The following is a 21,227-nucleotide window of genomic DNA, read 5'->3' on the forward strand; positions in this document are numbered from 1 at the left end:
GGGCCTTTTTTGATGCTCAGCCCTCGGACCAGAGAGCCTGATAGACGGCTTCGATCCCCTCGGCCTCGGACCTTGCGCTGAAACTGTGCAGGGCGATCTCGCGGGCGTCTTGGGCCATCTGCGCGTGGCGCCCCGGATCGCTCAGGATGCTTTGGGCGGCCTGCGCCGCAGCTGGTCCGGCCTCCAGCGGGACAATCAGCCCGCTTTTGCCCTGGGCGGAAAAGGCCCGGTAGTACCCTGCTTCGGAGCCGACAAAGGGCGCGCCGCTGGCCATGCCCTCCAGCGGTGCCATACCGTAGCCCTCGTAGCGGGGCAGCTGCATCACCAGCGACAGGGCGCGCATGACCTGGGGCAGGTCGGCGGCTGGGATTTCACCGGGAAACAGGATCCGATCTGTCAGGCCCGCCGCAGCAATGCGGGATTTCAGATCCTTCAGGAAGCCTTGATGTTCGCGCGCGGCCCGGCCAATGACCAAAGCCACGGCGCCGGGCAGGGAGGGCAGCAGATCGATCATGGCATCGACAAAGACATCGGTGCCCTTTTCGGGGCGGATACGCCCAACCGTGGCGATCCCGAGGCTGCCGCCATAGCCCAGAGCGGCCCAGGCCGTTTCGCGACTCTCGGCTGGCTGAAACAGATCGGTATCCACGCCATGGGGCACCACGGCACGCACATGGGGGACGAACTCGGCGGCCTTTTCGGTGGTGGCCACAACCGCATCCATGCGGCTGATCAGCCAGCGCGGCAAGGCCGAGTGCCGCCGCTGTGCCGCCGAGGTGAAGACAATGCCGATCGGCAGGCGCAGCACGTCCCGCGCCCAGATCGCCGCGCGCATTTCCGTGTTGCGACGCACATGCCAGATCGCAAAGGGCTTGCCGTCCGGGGCCTGTTTGCATAGGCGCCGTGCCTCGGATGTGGTGATGGGGGCAGGGCAGCCGGGCAGGGGCTGACCCACCAGGCGCAGATCATGGGTCCGGGCCTGCTGGCGGATCACATTGGCGGCCGTGGCGGAAACGCCGGTGAAATTGCGGTTGAAGTTGGTGACAAAAAGATCAGGCATCGCGGCTCGCATCCGCAGCTGTCAGGCCCAGCCGGTCAATCAGCATGTCCGTCACCCCATCCAACTGCCGCGCCTGGTCCGCAGCAAACTGCCTTGCCGCCACGCGGGTTTGTTCCAGGGCACTTTTGTCCTCCAGCCAATGGGTCACGGTCTGCGCCAGATCGTTTGCATCGCTCACCTCCACCGCGCCACCGGCAGTGATCAGGGGCGGAAAGGTCTCGGAGAAATTGCTGGTGCCGGGGCCGGTGATCACGGCGGCGCCTGCACTGGCGACCTCGAAGGGATTATGCCCGCCGATGGGCCGCAGCGAGCCGCCCAGGAACACGATCGGGGAGAGCGCATAAAAGGTGCCGAGCTCTCCCAGTGTGTCAGCAAGATAGACTTGGGCCTGCGGGGTAAGTGCCTCGCCCGTGCTGCGGCGCGCAGATGTCAGACCCGCGGCATCGATCAGCCCGAGGATCTCATCCGCACGCTCAGGGTGGCGCGGGATCAGTACCAGGCAGAGGTCAGGGTGCTGCTTCAAAAGGGCGTTATGGGCAGAGAGGATCGTCTCTTCTTCGCCCTCGTGGGTCGAGGAGGCAATCCAGACCGGGCGATCTCTCAGAGCGCCGCGCAGAGCTGTTAGGGCAGTTTCGTCCACCGGCAGGGGCGGTGCGCCGGCCTTGAGGTTGCCGCCAGGCAGAACCCGTGCCGGATCAGCGCCCAATGCAATCAGGGTCTGGGCCATCTGGTCATTCTGGCTCAGCAGCAGATCAAATCGGGACAGGATGAAACGGGCCGTGGCGGCGCGTTTCTGCCAGCCCTTGACCGAACGCGCGGAGATGCGGGCATTGACCAGAGCCAGCCGCGTACCGGTCTTCTGGGCTGCTGCCAGCGTCACCGGCCACAGCTCACTTTCCACAAAGATCCCCGCATCCGGGCGCCAATGCGCAAGGAAGCGGCGCACCGGCGCTGCGGCGTCCAGGGGCGCGAATTGGTGCATGGCATTGCCCGGCAGGCGTTTTGCGGCCAGCGCGGCAGAGGTCGCCGTGCCCGAGGTCAGCAGGAACCGCGCCTGTGGCAGGCGTTCGGACAGACGGTTGATCAGGGTCATGGCAGCCTGGCTTTCCCCGACCGAGGCGCCGTGAAACCAGATCAAGGGTGCGTCGGGGGGCAGTACCGGGCGCGGCAGGCTGGCATGCCCCAGGCGTTCACGCTGGCGCGCCTCGGCAACACCTTGCGCGGCCAGTTTTGCAGCCACCTTGCGATAGGCCAAGGGCGCAATCAGCGCGGTAATGGCGCGATAGGCGTAAAACAGGGGCGTAGCCGCGCCGCCCGAGGTCCGGCTGGTCATCTCAGCCGCCGGTATGGCTCATGTGGCGGGACATCTGCCCGCCGGGCTTCTGCCGGGAGTAATCGAAATCATGGCCCTTGGGCTTGAGGTTGATGGCGGCGCGGATCGCCTCTTCCAGCGGGGCCTCGGTACCGGGGTGATCGCGTAGCGGCGCGCGCAGATCGGCCATGTCTTCCTGCCCGAGGCACATGTAAAGTTCGCCCGTGCAGGTGAGGCGCACCCGGTTGCAGCTTTCGCAGAAATTATGGCTGAGCGGGGTGATGAAGCCGATCTTCTGGCCCGTCTCCTCCAGACGCACATAGCGGGCCGGGCCGCCGGTGCGTTCGGCCAGATCGGTGACGGTGTAGTGGTTCTCGTACTCGCGGCGCACGTCCTTCAGCGACCAATACTGATCCAGCCGGTCCTCGTTGCCGATATCGCCCATGGGCATGACCTCGATCCAGGTGAGGTCGATGTCGCGCTCGGCACACCAGCGGGTGATCTGGGGAAGTTCGGGTTCGTTGAAGCCTTTCAGCGCCACCGCGTTGATCTTGATCCTGAGACCTGCTTTCTGGGCGGCATCGATGCCGCGCAGCACCTGCGGCAGGCGGCCCCAGCGCGTCACATCCGCGAATTTCTGCTCGTCCAGCGTATCCAGCGAGACATTGACCCGGCGCACGCCCGCTTCGAACAGCTCCTGGGCGTATTTCTCCAGCTGCGAACCATTGGTGGTGAGCGTCAGCTCTTTCAATGCGCCGCTGTCCAGGTGCCGCGTCATCGCACGGAAGAAGGTCATGATATCGCGCCGCACCAGGGGTTCGCCGCCGGTGATACGCAGCTTTTCCACGCCCATGCCGACAAAGGTGGAGCAGAGACGGTCCAGCTCTTCCAGCGTCAGGAGTTCCTTCTTGGGCAGAAAGGTCATGTTTTCCGACATGCAATAGACGCAGCGGAAATCGCAGCGGTCGGTCACCGAGACGCGCAGGTAGGTGATGGCGCGGGCGAAAGGATCAATCAGCGGAGCAGTCATGGCAGAATAGGTAAAGCGCGCTTTGCGCTCCGGCAAGGGGAGAGTGTGTTTTCCTTAACCGAAGGCCGATTTTGCGTCTGGTCACGGGGCGGATGGGGACGTAGGTTTGCCCCATGCGTATGACATTTTTCACATCTTCTGTCCTGTCTGTGCTGTTGCTTGGCGGCTGCGGAGACATTGCCTTTCCAACATTGCCGAGCCTCAAGAAAGAGCCGCCCGCACCCGTGGCGGCACCGGCAACACCGGCGGGGCCACAGGCGCCACTGGATGCAACCGGCGGCGCCCTGGATGTTCCCGACCTTGTCGAGGAAACGCCCGAACAGGAGATTGCCCCGGAAACGGTCTTTACCGGCTCCAAGCAGGTGGTTGCCTCGCTGGGGGATCCGGCAGTGCCGGGCCTTTGGATGGAGACATCCCTTGTCAGCAATGAACAAAAGGCCCTGTTGCGCAGCGCCAGTGGTGCCGAGGTTGTCGTGACCCTGAAGCCCTCGCCAAGCGCAGGCAGCGCGCGGGTCTCCATCGCGGCAATGCGGGCGCTTGGCGTGCCCCTGACCGAACTGGTGGAGCTGCAGGTGCGCCCGGCGAACTAGCCTAGTCTGCCTCTGGCACAGAGTTCTGCAGGTATTTCCCGGCTTCCTTGCGCGCGAAGGGCTTCATATCCTTTCCATGGGCGGCAAGAAAGGCGCGGGTGGCTTCGGCCTCGTGTTTGCTGAGGTCGCGCAGCCACCAGGCAATGGCTTTCTGCATGAACCAGTCCCGGTCGGGCACATAGGACGCGGCCCAGTTCAGGATGCGGGTTCTTCGCGCCTGATCTTCGGGTTTGATATTGTTCAGCTTGGCCCAGGGCAGGGTCGCGACCAGGGCGGCGCGGCGGGTCCACATGTGATCGGACTGCGTCCAGCTTTCGACCTCGTCAAGCCGGGAGGGGTCGGCGACCAACCGTTTCTGGGCCGTCATGCAGACATGATCGGCAATCGCCCAGCTGTCAAACTGGGGCACCCAGGAGGCGATCAGCTGCCACGCGGCCGCGTCCCCCTTGATACGCGCCTGGGTCAGCAGCTTGGCCGCCGCAATGCGGGCTTCGAATATGTCGGTGTCCCAGAGCGCGCCAGCCAGGGTGACGCGCTCTTCGACCGACAAGGACTGCCGCCAGCGCTTGGTGAGATCGTTGAGGGCCGGGTTGGGAATGCCAAGAACACTGCGGGCCTGTTTGTGATAGGCGGCCATCTGGTCCGCGCGGCCCGGCTCTATCAGGGCCTCCATCTGCTCCAGCGCCTCTGCCAGGGTCATGAGTTATTCCACCGTCACGGATTTTGCCAGGTTGCGCGGCTGGTCCACATCGGTGCCCTTGGCCACGGCGGTGTGATAGGCCAGCATCTGGGCGGGCAGGGCGTAAAGGATCGGCGACAGGCTGTCGTGGACCTGTGGCATGCGGATCGCCTGCCAGACCTCGTCACCGGCTTCGGCCAGGCCCTCGGCGTCCGAGACCAGCATCACTTTGCCCTTGCGCGCCATGACCTCCTGCATGTTGGACACGGATTTGTCGAACAGGTCGTCACGCGGCGCCAGCACCACCACCGGCATATTGGCGTCGATCAGGGCGATCGGCCCGTGTTTCAACTCGCCCGAGGCATAGGCCTCGGCGTGGATATAGCTGATCTCCTTCAGCTTCAACGCCCCTTCCAGCGCCAGCGGGAACATCAACCCGCGGCCCAGGAACAGCACATCGCGGGCTTCGCTGAGTTTCAGCGAGGCTTGCCGGATCGCCTCGTTTTGCTCCAGCGCCGAAGACAGCACATTGGGCAGACCGCGCAGGGCGGAGATATGCGCCTGCAGGTCCTCGTCGCTGATCTCGCCCCGGTCGGTCGCGGCCTTCAGCGCCAGCATCAGAAGGACGCTCAGCTGGCAGGTGAACGCCTTGGTCGAGGCAACGCCGATTTCGACGCCCGCGTGGATCGGCAGCGCCAGGTCGCTTTCGCGCGCGATGGAGCTTTCGGGGACATTGACCACCGACAGGATGCGGTCTGCCTTGCCCTGGCAATAGCGCAGCGCGGCCAGTGTGTCGGCGGTCTCGCCCGATTGGGAGACGAACAGCGCTGCCGTGCGCGCCGGGATCGGCGGTTCGCGATAGCGGAATTCAGATGCGATATCGACCTCGACCGGAATGCGCGCCAGTTTTTCAAACCAGTATTTCGCTGTGAGACAGGCATAGAAGGCGGTGCCGCAGGCCACCAGAGTCAGCCGGTCGATCTGGGTGAAGTCGATGCCTTCGCCGGGGAGATGCACCGCGTCTTCTCCCACCGGTAGGTAGTGGCGAATGGCTTCGGCAATGACGGTGGGCTGCTCGGCGATTTCCTTGGCCATGAAATGCTTGTGGCCGCCCTTGTCCACCAGCGTGGCGTCGATCTGGATGGTCTTTATGGCGCGGTTGGCCAGTTTGCCGTTTGCGTCGCGGATTTCCAGGCTGGTGCGGGTCAGCACGGCGCAATCGCCTTCTTCCAGATAGGTGATCCGGTCGGTCAGCGGGGCCAGCGCGATGGCGTCAGAGCCCACGAACATCTCGCCCGTCCCGTGGCCGATTGCCAGCGGAGAACCCTTGCGGGCGGCGATCATCAGGTCTTCTTCGCCGTCGAACAGGAAGGCGAGGGCAAAGGCCCCCTCCAGACGTGACAGGGTTTTCTGCGCCGCCTCGGCCGGGGCAAGCCCGCCCTGCATGTAGTGTTCGGTCATCAGGGCGACGGTTTCGGTATCGGTTTCGGTCTGGAACTTGATCCCCGCCTGGGCCAGTTCGGCGCGCAGATCGCGGTAATTCTCGATGATGCCATTGTGCACCACGGCGACGGCGCCGGCGCGATGGGGATGGGCATTGCCCACCGAAGGCGCGCCATGGGTGGCCCAGCGGGTGTGACCGATGCCGGATTTTCCGGGCAGGGGGTCATGCACCAGCAGATCGCTGAGGTTCACCAGCTTGCCCACGGCGCGGCGCCGCCCCAGCTTGCCCTCGTTGATGGTGGCAATCCCGGCGCTGTCATAGCCGCGATATTCCAGCCGCTTCAGCGCCTCCACCAGCAGCGGGGCTGCCTCATGATTACCAAGAACTCCGACGATACCGCACATTACTCGGCTCCTTTTGCCTTGCGGGCCTTCTTGGCGCGCAGCATGTCCATCAGTTTGCGCGCCCGCCCCGGCTTGTTTTCCTGGGCGCTGCGCGAGATCGCCAGATCTCCGTCATCGACGTTCTTGGTGACCACGGTACCGCTGGCGGTCATCGCCTCATCGCCGACACGCACCGGGGCGACCAGGAGGGTGTTCGATCCGATGAAGGCGCGCGCGCCGATCTCGGTGCGGTGCTTCATCACGCCGTCGTAGTTGCAGGTGATCGTGCCCGCTCCGATATTGGTGGCTTCGCCGACCGAGGCATCGCCGACGTAAGACAGGTGATTGACCTTGGCGCCCGCCTTGATTTCGGCGTTCTTGATCTCGACGAAGTTGCCGATATGGGTGTCCTCGGCCAGCTCGGCGCCGGGGCGCAGGCGGGCGTAGGGGCCGACCTTGGCGCCACGGCTGACATGGCAGCCCTCCAGATGCGAAAAGGCGCGGATCAGGGCGCCGCTTTCCACCGTCACACCGGGGCCGAAGACCACGTTGGGTTCGATCACCGTGTCACGACCCACCACCGTGTCAAAGGCGAAATAGATGGTTTCGGGGGCCATCAGTGTTACACCGTTCTCCAGCGCCTCGGCACGGGCGCGGGTCTGGAACAGCGCATCGGCACGAGCCAGTTCGGCGCGCGAATTGATGCCGAGCGTTTCGCTCTCGTCGCAGGCCACGGCAGTGACGCGCAGGCCCTTGGCGCGGGCCAATGCCACCAGATCCGTGAGGTAGTATTCGCCCGAGGCGTTTTCGTTGCCCACCTGCGTGATCAGCTCGAACATAACGGGCGAGGCGCAGGCCATCAGGCCGGAATTGCAGAAGGTGATCGCGCGCTCGGCTTCGCTGGCGTCCTTGAACTCCACGATGCGCTCCAGGCTGTCGCCTTCCATCACCAGCCGCCCATAGCGGCCGGGATCGGCGGCCTCGAACCCCAGAACCACCAGATCGGCCTCTGCGCGCGCCTCGATCATGCGCGCGATGGTGTCGCCGCTGACAAAAGGCGTGTCGCCGTAAAGAACCACCACATCGCCGCCGAACCCCGCCAGCGCACCCCGCGCCTGATCCACCGCATGGGCGGTGCCAAGCTGTTCGTCCTGCAGCACGACTTCGGCGCTCTCGTTGAACTCGGCCACTGCGGCGCGCACGTCCTCGGCGCCATGTCCCGCGACGACCACGATCCGCTCGGGCTCCAAAGCGCGGCCCGCCGCCATGGCATGTTCCAGCATCGGCGCCTGCGCGATGGGGTGGAGAACCTTGGGCAGGTCCGAATTCATCCGCGTGCCTTTGCCTGCGGCCAGGATGACGAGGGCTGTGCTCATGTGATGTTTCTCTTTGTCTTTTCAGCGCCCCCGTTTTATCCGCTAACAAAAGGCGCGCAAGCCATTCGGCCATCAAACTAGGTTGCGGCTTGCAACATCATGCGGCGGAAATGCGCCGAAAGGGGGCAATATGCGAACGGTGATCTTCGATCTGGACGGAACTCTGGCCGATACCTCGGGGGATCTTCTGGCGGCGGCCAATGCCTGTTTCCGCCAGATGGGGCATGGTGATGTGCTGACCCAGCCCGGTGATGCGGGCATCGCCCTGCGTGGCGGCAAGCGGATGCTGACCGAGGGGTTGAAACGCGTCGGCGCATATCAGGAGACCATGGTCGAAGATTATTACCCCGTCCTGCTGGAGGCCTACCGCGAGGCGATCGACCTGCATACCTTCCTCTATCCCGGCGCGATGGACGCGGTCGAGGCGCTGAAAACCGCAGGCTATGGCGTCGGCATCTGCACCAACAAGCCCGAGGCGCTGGCCGAGCAGCTGATGCGGTCCTTGGGCGTGCGCGATGCCTTTGCCTCGCTCGTGGGGGCGGATACGCTGCCCGTGCGCAAACCCGATCCTGCCCCCCTGTTCGAGGCGGCGCGGCGGGCAGGCGGTGACCCTGCGCGCACCATCCTGATCGGTGACAGCGACACCGACCGCAATACCTCGGCGGCGGCGGGGGTGCCCTCGGTACTGGTCACATTCGGCCCCTCGGGCGAGGATATGGCGGCGCTGAAACCCGAAGCGCTGTTGCATCGTTATGAGGATCTGCCGGGGCTGGTTGCCGACCTGCTGCCCTGACGGGCGCAGCTGGACGTGGCTTCCCCCTTGACCATGGGGCGGGGCAGGCTCACAAACACAGCATGAGCGAGATTTTCACCGGCAGTTTCACCCAGCAGGAACCCATCCCCGACGAGGCGATTGCCGCGGCGGTGGAGGTGATGCGCCACGGGCGCCTGCACCGCTATAATGTGGCGGAAGGCGAAGTGGGCGAGACCGCGTTGCTGGAACGTGAATTCGCCGATCAGATGGGGGCGAAATACTGCCTGGCGGTGGCCTCGGGCGGCTATGCGCTGGCAACGGCGCTGCGGGCTGTCGGCGTGGGGCATGGCGATCGGGTGCTGACCAATGCCTTTACCCTGGCACCGGTGCCGGGCTCCATCGCCGCCGTAGGGGCAACGCCCGTCTATGTGGATGTGAGTGAAGACCTTACCATCGATTTGGAGGATCTTGCGGCCAAGGCGGATCAGGCGCGTGTCCTGATGCTGAGCCATATGCGTGGCCATCTGTGCGACATGGACCGGCTGATGGAGATCTGCAACGCAGCCGGGATCACCGTGATCGAGGATTGCGCCCATACCATGGGGGCGGCCTGGAACGGTGTGCCTTCAGGGCGGCACGGGGCGGTGGGCTGCTACTCCTGCCAGACCTACAAGCATGTGAATTCGGGCGAGGGCGGCTTGCTGATCACAGACGATGCTGAGCTTGCCGCGCGAGCGATCATGCTGTCGGGCTCCTATATGCTTTATGGGCGGCATCTGGCGGCGCCGGATCCCGAAGTTTTCGAGCAGGTGAAATACGAGACCCCCAATATCTCGGGGCGGATGGACAATCTGCGCGCGGCCATCCTGCGGCCGCAGCTGCGCGATCTGCAGGCGCAGGTGGCGCGCTGGAACGAGCGCTACCGCACGGTCGAGGCGGGTCTGCGTGGCACGCCCGGTCTGACCGTGGTGGAACGCCCGGAAGCGGAGGTTTACGTCGGTTCCTCGATCCAGTTCCTGCTGCTCGACTGGGCGGCGGAGCGGGTGCAGGAGGTGCTGCGGCGTTGCGCGGATCGTGGGGTGGAGCTGAAGTGGTTCGGCACCCCGGAACCGGTTGCTTTTACCTCGCGCTATGACAGCTGGCGCTACGCCGAGGCCCCCGCGCTGCCCAACAGCGACCGAATTCTGGCCGGGATCATCGATATGCGGGTGCCTCTGACCTTTTCTCTGGAAGACTGCGCCCAGATTGCCCGCATCATCCGCGCCGAGGTCGGCGCGGTTTTTCAGGGCAAAGCTGTCACATAAAGCGGGATTGCGGAAAGCCCGCATCGGAGAAGATCTGCCAGATCCGCTGTTCCAGGCGGGCACTGTTGAGCGGCAGGCACCTCTTGAGGAAATACCAGGCCAGGAATTGCTCATAGCCTTCGTCGCGCTCACGTTCCCGACCAAACACGGTGGCAAACTCCTGCGGGTCGTGCACCTGGCCTGCCAGGTGGTGAAAGTCCGAGCGGCCAAACAGGATCGCGGGCTTTCGGTGCAGGAAGCCTTCAAGGGCGACGGTCGAGTTGATCGAAACCGTGACGCAGCAGGCGCTGAGGATGTCATGCACATTGGCGTCGGTCACAGTGATCCGGCTGTCTGTCTCGGCCAGGGACAGGGTTTCGGCGATATCCGGGATGCGGCTGGCCAGCGGGTGTGGCTTGACGAGGATGGGTCGGTCCCCGGCACCGGCCTGAACCGCCTTCAGCATCTCGATATCCGTGGTCGATGTGGCGCCGGAGGTGACGGGATAATCGCCCTGGTAGAAGACGGAGATCGCATCCTTTGGAAACCGCTGCGGGGCGTCAGGCTGGGCATATTTCGATTTGCGGGACTGCACATAGCGTTTGAGCATATTGTCAAAGAAGCTCTGCGCCCGGCGCAGCGGCATCTCGGCAGGGTCATAGGACGCGGTGCCGGTTGAACTGAAGGCCTTCACGCCTTGGGGATCCAGCTGCCAGAACCGCCAGAAATAGGCCGCGCCTGCATTGAGCACATTGGGCGCCCTCAGCGAGCGATCATCAATGATGTGCAGGTTGCCGTCGTCAAAGCGGTCGTCCGGACATTCCCGCGTGCCGATGCGGATATCGCCGTCGCGTTGGCGGCTTTCGACCTGAATGCCATGGGCCGCCATCAGGTCGTTCAGGATGCGATAAAACTCAAGGTGACGACCGCGAAAGCCATTTTGCAGGTCGCTCGCTTTGAGATGAAGGACGATCTTGCTCATCGGGCGGGGCTTGGTTTTTTTCGCGATCATAATGGGTTGCGCCCAAGGATAGGGGCGCGATGGGCGCCTGTCCATCGCTTGCTGCGGGTATTTCACCAAGGGTGCAGGCGGGGCAGAGGATCCCTGTGATACCATCGGTGGGTCGGCGCCAAGCTGCCGGAAATGCGCTTTTGGATGATCAGGTGCTTGACGGAGAAGGGGGTGATGGTGATAAATGAACGCATGTTCAAATAATTCGCGATGACTCGGGAGGAGACGCGGGATGTTCAACGCAAGCATGACCTTTGATCTGGGTGAAGATGTGAATGCGCTGCGCGATATGGTGCACCGCTGGGCGCAGGAGCGCGTCAAGCCCATGGCGCAGGAGATCGACCAGAAGAACGAATTCCCCGCCGAGCTGTGGAAAGAGATGGGCGATCTCGGCCTGCTTGGCATCACGGTTCCCGAAGAGTTCGGCGGCGCGGGCATGTCCTACCTGGCCCATACCATCGCGGTCGAGGAAATCGCCCGCGCCAGCGCATCCGTTTCGCTGTCCTATGGCGCGCATTCCAACCTCTGCGTCAACCAGATCAAGCTGAACGCCAATGAGGAGCAGAAGCAGAAATACCTGCCGCGCCTGATTTCCGGCGAACATGTGGGCGCCCTGGCCATGTCCGAAGCGGGCGCCGGTTCCGATGTGGTCTCGATGTCCCTGCGCGCCGAAAAGCGCAACGATCATTACCGTCTCAATGGCAACAAGTACTGGATCACCAACGGCCCCGACGCCGACACCCTGGTGGTTTATGCCAAGACCGACCCCGAAGCGGGCTCCAAGGGCATCACCGCCTTCCTGATCGAAAAGGAATTCAAGGGGTTCTCGACCTCGGTGCACTTCGACAAGCTGGGCATGCGTGGCTCCAACACCGCCGAGCTGATCTTTGAAGACTGCGAAGTGCCGTTTGAAAACGTGCTGGGTGAAGAGGGCAAGGGCGTCAAGGTTCTGATGTCCGGCCTCGACTACGAGCGCGTTGTTCTGGCCGGGATCGGCACCGGTATCATGGCGGCCTGCATGGACGAGATGATGCCCTACATGAAAGAGCGCAAGCAGTTCGGCCAGCCGATCGGGAACTTCCAGCTGATGCAGGGCAAGATCGCCGATATGTACACGGCGATGAACTCGGCGCGGGCCTATATCTACGAGGTGGCCAAGGCCTGCGATGCCGGCACGGTGACGCGCCAGGATGCGGCGGCCTGCTGCCTATATGCCTCTGAGCAGGCGATGGTGCAGGCGCATCAGGCGGTGCAGGCCTTTGGTGGTGCCGGTTACCTCAGCGATAACCCTGTTGGCCGGATCTTCCGCGATGCCAAGCTGATGGAGATCGGCGCGGGCACCTCGGAAATCCGCCGGATGCTGATCGGCCGCGAGCTGATGGGCACCATGTAAAAACAGAACGCCCGCGCGACCGAGGGAAGGCGCGCGGGCTTCTTTGTGGTTCGGGCAGGCTTGGCGGCCCGCCCGAAAACCGGATCAGGGGATCAGAAGCGGTGGACGTAGGCTACACCCACAATCAGCGGATCAATCTCGGCGGTGCCGATCGAGGCGCCGTTCAGGAAGGCTTCGCTGTCGATATCGATGTAGCGCACATTGAGGCGCAGCGCTCCGTTGTCCGACACCTGCCAGTCCGCACCGGCGTTCAGCGCCAGACCCCAGCTGTCATCCAGGGAGAGCGTGCCCAGGGGCGAGCTTTCCTCAAAGAAGGTGGTGTAGTTCAGGCCGACCCCCAAGAAGGGCTTGATCTTGCCCTTGGTGGGGAAGTGGTAGTTCAGCGACAGGGTGGGCGGCAGTTGCTTGGTGGTGCCCGCATAGGCGCCCGCGAGCGCGATATCATGCTCGAACGGGGTTGCGGCCAGCAGTTCGATGCCAAGGTTGTCGCGGATGAAGTATTCGACCGTGAGCGAGATCTGCGTGTCGTCGTTGAGCGTTGCGGCAGCGCCCGCAAGGGTGCCGTTGTCGGATTTGGGGTTCACGTTGATGATACCGGCGCCAAAGGTCCAATCGCCCTGCGACTGTGCAAAGGCAGGCGCGGCAAGCGCGGTGGACAGGGCAAGAGCGGTTGCGATGCGTTTCATCATGGGGGGCGTCCCTTCTTTGTAGTGATTGACGCCCTTATGCGCCCGGGCTGCGGCGGAGTCTCTGATCTGAGTCAACTTGCCTCCGGCTTTGTCGCTGAAATGACTGAAAAAAACCGCATAGCAGCTATGCGTTTTGGGAAGGGCTGAGCATGGGGAAGATGGACCATTCGCCTGGATTGACGCCTGAGGGGCGCTGGGATGTGCCGCAGGGGCTGAACATAGCGGCGCAGGCCCTGGATCACGATCCCGAAGCCTGCGCGCTGATTGATCTGACCGGGCCTGAACGGCGAGACATCTCATATGCTGAACTGTCGGAAATGGTCGACGGGCTGGCGCGCTATCTCCTGTCGCGGATCAAGCCGGGCGACCGCGTCGGGGTTCTCCTGAGCCAATCGCCCTGGTGCGCTGCGGCCCATCTGGCGATCTGGAAGGTCGGCGCCATATCGGTGCCGCTGTTCAAGCTGTTCAAACACGATGCGCTGGCTTCGCGCGCGGGCGATGCGGGGGTGCGTTTCGTGCTGACCGACCCCGAGGGCGCGCTGCTGCTGGGTGATCTGGCCGAGGCGGTGATGGTGCAGGAGGCAGGCGTCGCGGGCGCTCCGGTCCCCTTTGCCGAGACCACCTCGGAAACGCCCGCTGTCCTTATATATACCTCCGGCACCACCGGCAGCCCCAAGGGCGCGCTGCATGCCCATCGGGTGCTGACCGGTCACCTGCCAGGTGTTGCCATCAGCCACGATCATCTGGGCCAGCCGAGTGATTGCATCTGGACCCCGGCGGATTGGGCCTGGATCGGTGGCTTGTTCGACGTCCTGATGCCCGGTCTGGCGCTGGGCGTGCCGGTGGTTGCCGCGCGGCTCGACAAATTCACGCCTGAGGCCTGCGTCGATCTGATCGCGCGTGGCGGCGTGCGCAATATCTTCTTCCCGCCGACGGCACTGCGCATGCTGAAGGCCGCTGGCAAGGCCGTTCCCGGCCTGCGCTCGGTCGCCTCGGGCGGTGAGCCCTTGGGGGCCGAGATGCTCGCCTGGGGGCAGGAGGCATTCGGCCTTACGATCAACGAATTCTACGGGCAGACGGAATGCAACATGGTTGCCTCCTCCTGCGGCGTGGATTTTGCACCGCGTCCGGGCTGCATCGGCAAGGCGGTGCCGGGGCATCAGGTCGCCGTGATCGACGCGGATGGCAACCCCACCGATCAGGAGGGCGATGTGGCCATCCGGCGCGGCTCTGCCTCGATGATGCTGGAATACTGGAACCGCCCCAAGGAGACGGCGGAGAAATTCCACGGCGACTGGCTGGTGACCGGCGATCGCGGCATCTGGGAGGGCGATTACCTGCGCTTCGTGGGCCGCGAGGATGATGTGATCACCTCCTCCGGCTATCGCATCGGCCCGGCCGAGATTGAGGATTGCCTGCTGACCCATCCAAGCGTCGCCACGGTCGGCGTCGTCGGCAAGCCCGACCCGATGCGCACCGAGATCGTCAAGGCCTATGTGGTGCTGAAAGAGGGCGCTACAGCGACGGAGAAAGAGCTGCAGGACTACGTCAAGGACCGTCTGGCCCATTATTCCTACCCCCGCGAAATCGCATTTCTGGACGCTCTGCCGATGACCGTGACCGGCAAGGTGATCCGCAAAGAGTTGAAGGCCCGCGCGGCCGCTGAACAGGAGTCTTCCGAATGAAACTTCAATCCAAGGCAATGCCCTCTTCCGAAGGGTTCAAGGCCAATAAGGCCGCGCATCTTGAGGCGCTGGCGCAGATCGATGCGGCGGCAGAGGCGGCGCGCATGGGCGGCGGCGAGAAATCCCGCGCCCGCCACGAAAGCCGGGGCAAGATGCTGCCGCGTCGGCGGGTGGCGAACCTCTTGGATCCGGGCTCTCCCTTCCTTGAGGTCGGCGCGACGGCGGCCCACAACATGTATGACGGTGCCGCCCCTGCGGCGGGCGTCATTGCGGGCATTGGCCGGGTGCACGGGCAAGAGGTGATGGTGGTCTGCAACGACGCCACCGTGAAGGGCGGCACCTATTATCCGATGACTGTGAAGAAACACCTGCGCGCGCAGGAGATCGCCGAGGAAAACCGCCTGCCGTGCATCTATCTGGTGGACTCTGGCGGGGCCAACCTGCCCAACCAGGACGAGGTCTTCCCGGACCGCGACCACTTTGGCCGGATCTTCTACAATCAGGCGCGCATGTCGGCCAAGGGCATCCCGCAGATCGCCGTGGTCATGGGCTCCTGTACGGCGGGCGGCGCCTATGTGCCCGCGATGTCGGATGTCACCATCATCGTCAAGGAACAGGGCACCATCTTCCTGGCCGGCCCGCCGCTGGTGAAGGCGGCCACCGGAGAGGTGGTCAGCGCCGAGGATCTGGGCGGTGGCGATGTGCATACGCGCCTCTCTGGCGTGGCCGACTATCTGGCCGAGGATGACGCCCATGCGCTGGCGCTGGCGCGCCGCGCGGTGCAGTCGCTCAACATCACCAAGCCCCTCACGGTGAACTGGGCCTCCCCGGAAGAACCCGCCTATGACCCCGAGGAGATCCTCGGCGTGGTGCCCGGCGATCTGCGCACGCCCTATGACATCCGCGAGGTGATCGCGCGTCTGGTGGATGGCTCGCGCTTTGACGAGTTCAAGCCGCGCTTTGGTGAGACCTTGGTGACCGGCTTTGCCCATGTGAAGGGCTGCCCGGTGGGGATCATCGCCAACAACGGTGTGCTGTTCTCAGAGGCCGCGCAGAAAGGCGCGCATTTCGTCGAACTCTGCTCCCAGCGCAAGATCCCGCTGGTCTTCCTGCAGAACATCACCGGCTTCATGGTGGGCCGCAAGTACGAGAACGAAGGCATCGCCCGCCACGGCGCCAAGATGGTGACGGCGGTGGCGACGACCAATGTACCCAAGGTGACGATGCTGGTCGGCGGCTCCTTTGGCGCGGGCAACTACGGCATGTCGGGGCGCGCCTATCAGCCGCGCTTCCTGTGGACCTGGCCGAACAGCCGCATTTCGGTGATGGGCGGCGAACAGGCGGCAGGCGTTCTGGCAACGGTGAAACGCGACGCCATCGAACGCCAGGGCGGGGCATGGTCGGCCGAGGAAGAGGCCGAATTCAAGCGCCCCACCATCGAGATGTTCGAGGAACAGAGCCATCCGCTCTATGCCTCGGCGCGGCTTTGGGACGATGGCATCATCGACCCGCGCAAATCCCGCGAGGTGCTGGCCCTGTCGCTGAGCGCCGCTTTGAATGCCCCGATTGAAGACACGCGCTTTGGCGTGTTCCGGATGTGAGGACGAACCATGTTTGACAAAATTCTGATCGCAAACCGGGGCGAGATCGCCTGCCGCGTCATGGAAACCGCTCGCGCCATGGGCGTGAAGACCGTGGCCATCTACTCAGACGCCGACCGCGCGTCGAAACATGTGGCGATGGCGGATGAGGCCTGCCACATCGGCACCGGTTCGGCGCCCGCCGACAGCTACCTTCTGGGGGATGAGATCATCGCCATCGCTAAGGCGACCGGCGCCCAGGCAATCCATCCCGGCTATGGCTTCCTGTCGGAAAACCCCGAGTTCGTGGACGCGGTCGAGGCGGCTGGCCTCACCTTCATCGGCCCCTCGGCGGATGCGATCCGCAAGATGGGCCTGAAAGACGCCGCCAAGGCGCTGATGGAGGAGGCGGGCGTGCCCGTCGTGCCCGGCTATCACGGCAAGAACCAGGATCCCGAGCATCTGTCAGGTGCGGCCGATGCCATCGGCTACCCTGTGCTGATCAAGGCGGTCGCCGGTGGCGGCGGCAAGGGCATGCGCCTGGTGGAGCGTGCCGGGGACTTCATGGAAGCGCTTAAAAGCGCACAAGGCGAAGCCACCACGGCCTTTGGCAACCCGGATGTGCTGATCGAGAAATACATCCAGCAGCCCCGCCATATCGAGGTGCAGGTCTTTGGCGATGGCACCACGGCGGTGCACCTGTTCGAGCGCGACTGCTCGCTGCAGCGTCGTCACCAGAAGGTCATCGAGGAGGCGCCCGCGCCCGGCATGACCGAAGAGATGCGCGAGGCCATGGGCCGCGCCGGTGTGCGCGCCGCCGAGGCGATTGGCTACAAGGGCGCCGGTACGGTGGAATTCATCGTCGATGGGTCGAATGGTCTGCGCCCCGACGGGTTCTGGTTCATGGAGATGAACACCCGCCTGCAGGTGGAGCACCCGGTCACCGAACTGATCACCGGCGTCGATCTGGTGGAATGGCAGCTGCGCGTGGCGTCGGGTGAAAGCCTGCCGAAACAGCAGGGTGAACTGACCATCACCGGCCATGCCTTCGAAGCGCGCCTTTATGCCGAGGACGTACCGAAGGGCTTCCTGCCCGCGACCGGCACGCTGACGCATCTGCAATTCCCGGCCAGCTGCCGCGCCGACAGCGGCGTGCGGGCAGGGGACACGATCAGCCCCTGGTATGATCCGATGATCTCAAAGGTGATCGTGCATGGTCCCACCCGCGCGGTCGCCCTGTCGCGCCTGTCACAGGCGCTGGCGGAAACGCAGGTGGGTGGCACCGTGACCAACCTTGCCTTCCTCGGCGCGCTGGCCGCGCATGACGGGTTCTCGGCAGGGGAGGTGGACACCGGCCTGATTGCACGGGACCTCGACCAGCTGGTGCAGGCGCCAGAGGTGACACCCGCGCATAAGGCCGCCGCAGCCATGCAGGCGCTTGGCCTGATCGACACCGCTTGGGACACAGGGTTTACGCTGTGGTCCGACCTGCATCGCTCGGTTCACCTCAGCTACGAGGGCGAGGCGTTTGAAGCCATGGTCGAAGCGGACGGGCCGGATCGCCAGGTCTGGGTCATCGGCGAGGATCAGGTCATGGCAAACCGCATCGGTGGTGCTTGGGTTCTGGGGGGTGACCGACTGCCGCCGACCTCCCAGGCGGAGAACACAATCACTGTCTTCGATGGCTACGGCATTCAGTTCGATGTCATCGATCCGCTGGATCGGGCCTCTGTCGCTGGCGGGGACATGAACGTGATCGAAGCGCCGATGCCGGGTCTTGTGAAGGCCGTCTTTGCCGAAGCAGGCCAAGAGGTGAAAGAGGGCGACCGTCTTGCCATTCTCGAAGCCATGAAGATGGAGCATTCGCTCTTGGCTGCGCGTGATGGCACCGTCGCCGAGGTTCTGGCCGCCGCTGGCGATCAGGTGGAGGCCGGCGCGGCGCTGGTGCGCCTCGACGCAGCGGAAGACTGATCTTCAGTAGAAAAGCAAAAGCCTTGGCGGCAGTCTGTCGCCAGGGCGGGTGAGTTGGCCGGATCGCCAAGGGAGGGCGCGCCATGACGCACAGCGTTGAAATTTTCGAGATGGGTCCGCGCGACGGGCTGCAGAATGAAAAACGGGCGATTCCCGTCGCCGAGAAGATCGCGCTGGTGGATTGCCTGTCGCGCGCGGGCTTCCGCCGGATCGAGGTGGCGAGCTTTGTCTCTCCCAAATGGGTGCCGCAGATGGCGGGCAGTGGCGAGGTGCTGGCCGGTATCACCCGCGCGCCGGGCGTCTCCTATGCGGCGCTGACCCCGAACATGCGCGGCTACGAGGACGCGGTGGCCGCCAAGGCGGACGAGATCGCGGTCTTTGCTGCGGCCTCCGAAGGGTTCTCCAAGGCCAATATCAACGCCACCATCGCCGAAAGCATCGAACGCTTCGTGCCGATCCTTGAGGCGGCGAAGGCAATCGACCTGCCGGTGCGCGGCTATGTCTCCTGCGTGACGGATTGCCCCTATGATGGCGCGACCCCGCCCGAAAAGGTGGCCGAGGTGGCGGAGCGGCTGTTTGACCTCGGCTGCTATGAAATCTCGCTGGGGGATACCATCGGCCAGGGCAGGCCCGAGACGATCACGAAAATGCTGGAGGCGGTGAAATCCCGCGTGCCGGTTGAAAAACTGGCCGGCCATTATCACGACACCGCCGGGCGGGCGATTGCCAATATTGATGCCTCGCTGGCCCAGGGCGTGCGGGTGTTCGACGCTGCCGTCGGCGGGCTGGGCGGTTGCCCATACGCGCCGGGGGCAGCAGGCAATGTGGCGACCGAGGCGGTGCACGCCCATCTGACGGCGCTTGGCCATGACACCGGGCTTGATGCGGATGTGCTGGCAGAGGCCGCCGGGATTGCCCGTGCCATGCGCGGCACGGCGGACTGACAGGATTAGGAAAGAGAGCGAAACCATGTTCAACACGATTACCCTGGAAACGGACGACCGCGGCGTCGCAACCCTGACCCTGAACCGGCCCGAGAAACACAATGCCATGTCGGGCGAGATGCTGCTGGAGCTGAAACAGGCCGCACAGGATCTGGCCGCCGACGATACTGTGCGCGTGGTGGTGCTGACCGGAGCGGGCAAGAGTTTCTGCGCGGGCGGCGATCTGGGCTGGATGCAGGCGCAGATGACCGCCGATGCCGAGACCCGCGCCAAGGAGGCCCGCGTTCTGGCCGAGATGCTGATGCTGCTGAACACCCTGCCCAAGCCCCTGATCGGCGCGATCCAGGGCAATGCCTTTGGCGGTGGTGTCGGCATGGCCTCGGTCTGCGACGTGGCGATCGGTGTCGATAGCCTGAAAATGGGCCTCACCGAGACCAAGCTGGGCCTGATCCCGGCCACCATCGGCCCCTATGTGATTGCCCGCATGGGCGAAGCGCGCGCCCGCCGCGTCTTCATGTCGGCGCGTCTGTTCGGCGCGGCCGAAGCGGTGGATCTGGGCCTCCTGGCGAGAATCGTTCCCTCCGACCAACTGGCCGACGCGGTCGAGGCGGAAGTGGCGCCCTACATGGCCTGCGCGCCGGGGGCGGTTGCCGCGGCCAAGAAACTGACCCGCGACCTGGGGCCGCGCCTGGATGACGCCACCATCGATCACACCATCGAGGCGCTGGTGGCGCGCTGGGAAGGTGGCGAGGCCTCGGAAGGGATCGCGGCGTTCTTCGAGAAACGCAAGCCCAGCTGGCAGTCCTGAGAAACCGTTTTCGGAGCCGCAGTGACAGGCTCCGAAGGCCCGTTTTGCGGGGGATTTGCGCGGGCTCTGCACGGCCTCGAAAAGTTGAGCATTTTGATCAGGCGCGTCCGAAATTCGGGCGCGCTTATCTTTTGAAATATATAGACAAATACGCATATGTTGATGCGTTTGCGCGGCAATGTGATGTGCCTGCGCCGCGCTGTTAAAGTAAGGGTAATCCAAACCAAATGCCTGTGTTGACGGTAGGGGGGCAGGGGAGTAGACACGGCCCAAGTCAACACGCCAATTGACGACGCGCGAGAATTCGCGCGCGCGGAAAGGAGCCACTCGTGGAAGAGATGTTGCGGGAATACCTACCGATCCTCGTGTTTCTGGCTGTCGCCATCGGTCTTGGAATTGTTTTGATTCTGGCGGCCGTTGTGCTGGCGGTGCGCAACCCCGACCCGGAAAAAGTCAGCGCTTACGAATGTGGTTTCAACGCTTTCGATGACGCCCGTATGAAATTCGATGTGCGGTTTTACCTGGTGTCGATTCTGTTCATCATTTTCGATCTGGAAATCGCCTTCCTGTTCCCCTGGGCCGTGGGCTTTGCGGATCTCAGCGATGTGGCCTTCTGGTCGATGATGGTGTTCCTGGGCGTGCTCACAGCCGGCTTTGCCTATGAATGGAAGAAGGGGGCCCTGGAATGGGAGTGATGACCGGAGCCAACACGGCGGGCATCGACAAGGAAGTCGTGACCCAGGCCCTGAACGCTGAACTGCAGGACAAGGGGTTTCTGCTGACCTCGGCCGAGGACATCATCAACTGGGCCCGCACTGGCTCCCTGCACTGGATGACCTTTGGTCTGGCCTGCTGCGCGGTTGAGATGATGCACACCTCGATGCCCCGCTATGACGCCGAACGGTTTGGCATCGCGCCGCGCGCCTCTCCGCGCCAGTCGGACGTGATGATCGTGGCCGGGACGCTGACCAACAAGATGGCGCCCGCGCTGCGCAAGGTCTACGACCAGATGCCCGAGCCGCGCTACGTGATCTCGATGGGCTCCTGCGCCAATGGCGGTGGCTACTATCACTACAGCTATTCGGTTGTGCGCGGCTGTGACCGCATCGTTCCGGTGGATGTCTATGTGCCCGGCTGCCCGCCGACGGCAGAGGCGCTGCTTTATGGTCTGATGCAGCTGCAACGCAAGATCCGCCGCACCGGCACCCTGGTCCGCTGATCGGCTTTGGTTGGA

At 64.1% G+C, this 21,227-nt stretch carries 19 protein-coding genes; 11 read left to right on the forward strand and 8 right to left on the reverse strand.

Annotated features, from left to right (window positions below; translation table 11 throughout):
• Positions 1 to 16: 16 nt before the first annotated feature.
• The 3 genes from PXK01_RS07465 to moaA are packed head-to-tail and all read right to left on the reverse strand — an operon-like array spanning position 17 to position 3,402.
• Entirely contained in the window at positions 17 to 1,060 is a 1,044-nt protein-coding gene (locus PXK01_RS07465) for a glycosyltransferase family 4 protein (protein ID WP_274859504.1), read from the reverse strand.
• Complete coding sequence (locus tag PXK01_RS07470) at positions 1,053 to 2,393, reverse strand: 3-deoxy-D-manno-octulosonic acid transferase (protein WP_274859506.1); 1,341 nt, start codon at positions 2,391 to 2,393, stop codon at positions 1,053 to 1,055. Before PXK01_RS07470 ends, PXK01_RS07465 begins: the two co-directional genes overlap by 8 nt.
• A gap of 1 nt (position 2,394) precedes the next feature.
• A complete protein-coding gene (moaA, locus tag PXK01_RS07475; RefSeq protein WP_274848297.1) occupies positions 2,395 to 3,402 on the reverse strand; it encodes a GTP 3',8-cyclase MoaA in 1,008 nt (335 codons plus the stop codon).
• 113 nt (positions 3,403 to 3,515) lie between these two features.
• Between moaA and PXK01_RS07480 the strand changes: the two genes are divergently transcribed.
• Complete coding sequence (locus PXK01_RS07480; protein WP_274859507.1) at positions 3,516 to 3,992, forward strand: hypothetical protein; 477 nt, start codon at positions 3,516 to 3,518, stop codon at positions 3,990 to 3,992.
• A 1-nt stretch (position 3,993) separates the two neighbouring features.
• On the opposite strand, the gene PXK01_RS07485 is transcribed toward PXK01_RS07480, so the two are convergent.
• The 3 genes from PXK01_RS07485 to glmU are packed head-to-tail and all read right to left on the reverse strand — an operon-like array spanning position 3,994 to position 7,874.
• Positions 3,994 to 4,692, reverse strand: a complete 699-nt coding sequence (locus PXK01_RS07485; RefSeq protein WP_274859508.1) for a DNA alkylation repair protein — start codon at positions 4,690 to 4,692, stop codon at positions 3,994 to 3,996.
• Positions 4,693 to 4,695: 3 nt separating this feature from the next.
• Positions 4,696 to 6,519: a glutamine--fructose-6-phosphate transaminase (isomerizing) gene (gene glmS / locus PXK01_RS07490; protein ID WP_274859509.1), complete on the reverse strand. Its 1,824-nt coding sequence runs from the start codon at positions 6,517 to 6,519 to the stop codon at positions 4,696 to 4,698.
• Positions 6,519 to 7,874, reverse strand: a complete 1,356-nt coding sequence (gene glmU, locus PXK01_RS07495; protein ID WP_274859511.1) for a bifunctional UDP-N-acetylglucosamine diphosphorylase/glucosamine-1-phosphate N-acetyltransferase GlmU — start codon at positions 7,872 to 7,874, stop codon at positions 6,519 to 6,521. The genes glmS and glmU overlap by 1 nt, the downstream gene beginning before the upstream one ends.
• Positions 7,875 to 8,004: 130 nt before the next feature.
• On the opposite strand from glmU, the gene PXK01_RS07500 reads away from it, so the two are divergent.
• Together PXK01_RS07500 and PXK01_RS07505 are read left to right on the forward strand one after the other, a co-directional pair.
• A complete protein-coding gene (locus PXK01_RS07500; RefSeq protein WP_274859513.1) occupies positions 8,005 to 8,667 on the forward strand; it encodes an HAD-IA family hydrolase in 663 nt (220 codons plus the stop codon).
• Positions 8,668 to 8,729: 62 nt separating this feature from the next.
• Complete coding sequence (locus PXK01_RS07505; protein ID WP_274859514.1) at positions 8,730 to 9,932, forward strand: DegT/DnrJ/EryC1/StrS family aminotransferase; 1,203 nt, start codon at positions 8,730 to 8,732, stop codon at positions 9,930 to 9,932.
• Here PXK01_RS07505 and PXK01_RS07510 read toward each other — a convergent pair.
• Positions 9,925 to 10,893, reverse strand: a complete 969-nt coding sequence (locus PXK01_RS07510) for a capsular polysaccharide export protein, LipB/KpsS family (protein WP_274859516.1) — start codon at positions 10,891 to 10,893, stop codon at positions 9,925 to 9,927. The two genes, PXK01_RS07505 and PXK01_RS07510, sit on opposite strands and share 8 nt — an antisense overlap.
• 262 nt (positions 10,894 to 11,155) lie before the next feature.
• Between PXK01_RS07510 and PXK01_RS07515 the strand changes: the two genes are divergently transcribed.
• Complete coding sequence (locus PXK01_RS07515) at positions 11,156 to 12,316, forward strand: isovaleryl-CoA dehydrogenase (protein WP_274848178.1); 1,161 nt, start codon at positions 11,156 to 11,158, stop codon at positions 12,314 to 12,316.
• Positions 12,317 to 12,408: 92 nt separating this feature from the next.
• Here the strand turns inward: PXK01_RS07515 and PXK01_RS07520 are convergent, their stop codons facing one another.
• Complete coding sequence (locus PXK01_RS07520) at positions 12,409 to 13,002, reverse strand: OmpW/AlkL family protein (RefSeq protein ID WP_274859582.1); 594 nt, start codon at positions 13,000 to 13,002, stop codon at positions 12,409 to 12,411.
• Between the two features lie 161 nt (positions 13,003 to 13,163).
• On the opposite strand from PXK01_RS07520, the gene PXK01_RS07525 reads away from it, so the two are divergent.
• The 7 genes from PXK01_RS07525 (at position 13,164) to PXK01_RS07555 (ending at position 21,212) form a co-directional block, all read left to right on the forward strand.
• On the forward strand, positions 13,164 to 14,690 hold the full coding sequence (locus tag PXK01_RS07525; RefSeq protein WP_446728426.1) for an AMP-binding protein: 1,527 nt from the start codon (positions 13,164 to 13,166) through the stop codon (positions 14,688 to 14,690).
• Positions 14,687 to 16,291, forward strand: coding sequence for a carboxyl transferase domain-containing protein (locus PXK01_RS07530; protein ID WP_274859519.1), 1,605 nt, complete (start codon positions 14,687 to 14,689; stop codon positions 16,289 to 16,291). Before PXK01_RS07525 ends, PXK01_RS07530 begins: the two co-directional genes overlap by 4 nt.
• Positions 16,292 to 16,300: 9 nt before the next feature.
• A complete protein-coding gene (locus tag PXK01_RS07535) occupies positions 16,301 to 18,241 on the forward strand; it encodes an acetyl/propionyl/methylcrotonyl-CoA carboxylase subunit alpha (RefSeq protein ID WP_274859520.1) in 1,941 nt (646 codons plus the stop codon).
• A gap of 83 nt (positions 18,242 to 18,324) precedes the next feature.
• Positions 18,325 to 19,185 (forward strand): hydroxymethylglutaryl-CoA lyase, encoded by an 861-nt coding sequence (locus tag PXK01_RS07540; RefSeq protein ID WP_274859521.1) that lies wholly within the window; start codon positions 18,325 to 18,327, stop codon positions 19,183 to 19,185.
• Positions 19,186 to 19,210: 25 nt separating this feature from the next.
• A complete protein-coding gene (locus PXK01_RS07545; protein WP_274859522.1) occupies positions 19,211 to 19,993 on the forward strand; it encodes a crotonase/enoyl-CoA hydratase family protein in 783 nt (260 codons plus the stop codon).
• Between the two features lie 329 nt (positions 19,994 to 20,322).
• A complete protein-coding gene (locus PXK01_RS07550) occupies positions 20,323 to 20,688 on the forward strand; it encodes an NADH-quinone oxidoreductase subunit A (protein WP_274848184.1) in 366 nt (121 codons plus the stop codon).
• Positions 20,679 to 21,212: a NuoB/complex I 20 kDa subunit family protein gene (locus tag PXK01_RS07555; protein WP_274848185.1), complete on the forward strand. Its 534-nt coding sequence runs from the start codon at positions 20,679 to 20,681 to the stop codon at positions 21,210 to 21,212. Before PXK01_RS07550 ends, PXK01_RS07555 begins: the two co-directional genes overlap by 10 nt.
• Positions 21,213 to 21,227 lie beyond the last annotated feature (15 nt).

The organism is Phaeobacter sp. PT47_59 (genome assembly GCF_028890025.1).
Taxonomy (GTDB): Bacteria; Pseudomonadota; Alphaproteobacteria; order Rhodobacterales; family Rhodobacteraceae; genus Phycobacter.

What these genes read in the sequence shown, in the direction of transcription:
- PXK01_RS07465 (WP_274859504.1), bottom strand. Translation starts at nt 1,060, where the DNA reads ATGCCTGATCTTTTTGTCACCAACTTCAACCGCAATTTCACCGGCGTT.
- PXK01_RS07470 (WP_274859506.1), bottom strand. Translation starts at nt 2,393, where the DNA reads ATGACCAGCCGGACCTCGGGCGGCGCGGCTACGCCCCTGTTTTACGCC.
- moaA (WP_274848297.1), bottom strand. Translation starts at nt 3,402, where the DNA reads ATGACTGCTCCGCTGATTGATCCTTTCGCCCGCGCCATCACCTACCTG.
- PXK01_RS07480 (WP_274859507.1), top strand. Translation starts at nt 3,516, where the DNA reads ATGCGTATGACATTTTTCACATCTTCTGTCCTGTCTGTGCTGTTGCTT.
- PXK01_RS07485 (WP_274859508.1), bottom strand. Translation starts at nt 4,692, where the DNA reads ATGACCCTGGCAGAGGCGCTGGAGCAGATGGAGGCCCTGATAGAGCCG.
- glmS (WP_274859509.1), bottom strand. Translation starts at nt 6,519, where the DNA reads ATGTGCGGTATCGTCGGAGTTCTTGGTAATCATGAGGCAGCCCCGCTG.
- glmU (WP_274859511.1), bottom strand. Translation starts at nt 7,874, where the DNA reads ATGAGCACAGCCCTCGTCATCCTGGCCGCAGGCAAAGGCACGCGGATG.
- PXK01_RS07500 (WP_274859513.1), top strand. Translation starts at nt 8,005, where the DNA reads ATGCGAACGGTGATCTTCGATCTGGACGGAACTCTGGCCGATACCTCG.
- PXK01_RS07505 (WP_274859514.1), top strand. Translation starts at nt 8,730, where the DNA reads ATGAGCGAGATTTTCACCGGCAGTTTCACCCAGCAGGAACCCATCCCC.
- PXK01_RS07510 (WP_274859516.1), bottom strand. Translation starts at nt 10,893, where the DNA reads ATGAGCAAGATCGTCCTTCATCTCAAAGCGAGCGACCTGCAAAATGGC.
- PXK01_RS07515 (WP_274848178.1), top strand. Translation starts at nt 11,156, where the DNA reads ATGTTCAACGCAAGCATGACCTTTGATCTGGGTGAAGATGTGAATGCG.
- PXK01_RS07520 (WP_274859582.1), bottom strand. Translation starts at nt 13,002, where the DNA reads ATGAAACGCATCGCAACCGCTCTTGCCCTGTCCACCGCGCTTGCCGCG.
- PXK01_RS07525 (WP_446728426.1), top strand. Translation starts at nt 13,164, where the DNA reads ATGGACCATTCGCCTGGATTGACGCCTGAGGGGCGCTGGGATGTGCCG.
- PXK01_RS07530 (WP_274859519.1), top strand. Translation starts at nt 14,687, where the DNA reads ATGAAACTTCAATCCAAGGCAATGCCCTCTTCCGAAGGGTTCAAGGCC.
- PXK01_RS07535 (WP_274859520.1), top strand. Translation starts at nt 16,301, where the DNA reads ATGTTTGACAAAATTCTGATCGCAAACCGGGGCGAGATCGCCTGCCGC.
- PXK01_RS07540 (WP_274859521.1), top strand. Translation starts at nt 18,325, where the DNA reads ATGACGCACAGCGTTGAAATTTTCGAGATGGGTCCGCGCGACGGGCTG.
- PXK01_RS07545 (WP_274859522.1), top strand. Translation starts at nt 19,211, where the DNA reads ATGTTCAACACGATTACCCTGGAAACGGACGACCGCGGCGTCGCAACC.
- PXK01_RS07555 (WP_274848185.1), top strand. Translation starts at nt 20,679, where the DNA reads ATGGGAGTGATGACCGGAGCCAACACGGCGGGCATCGACAAGGAAGTC.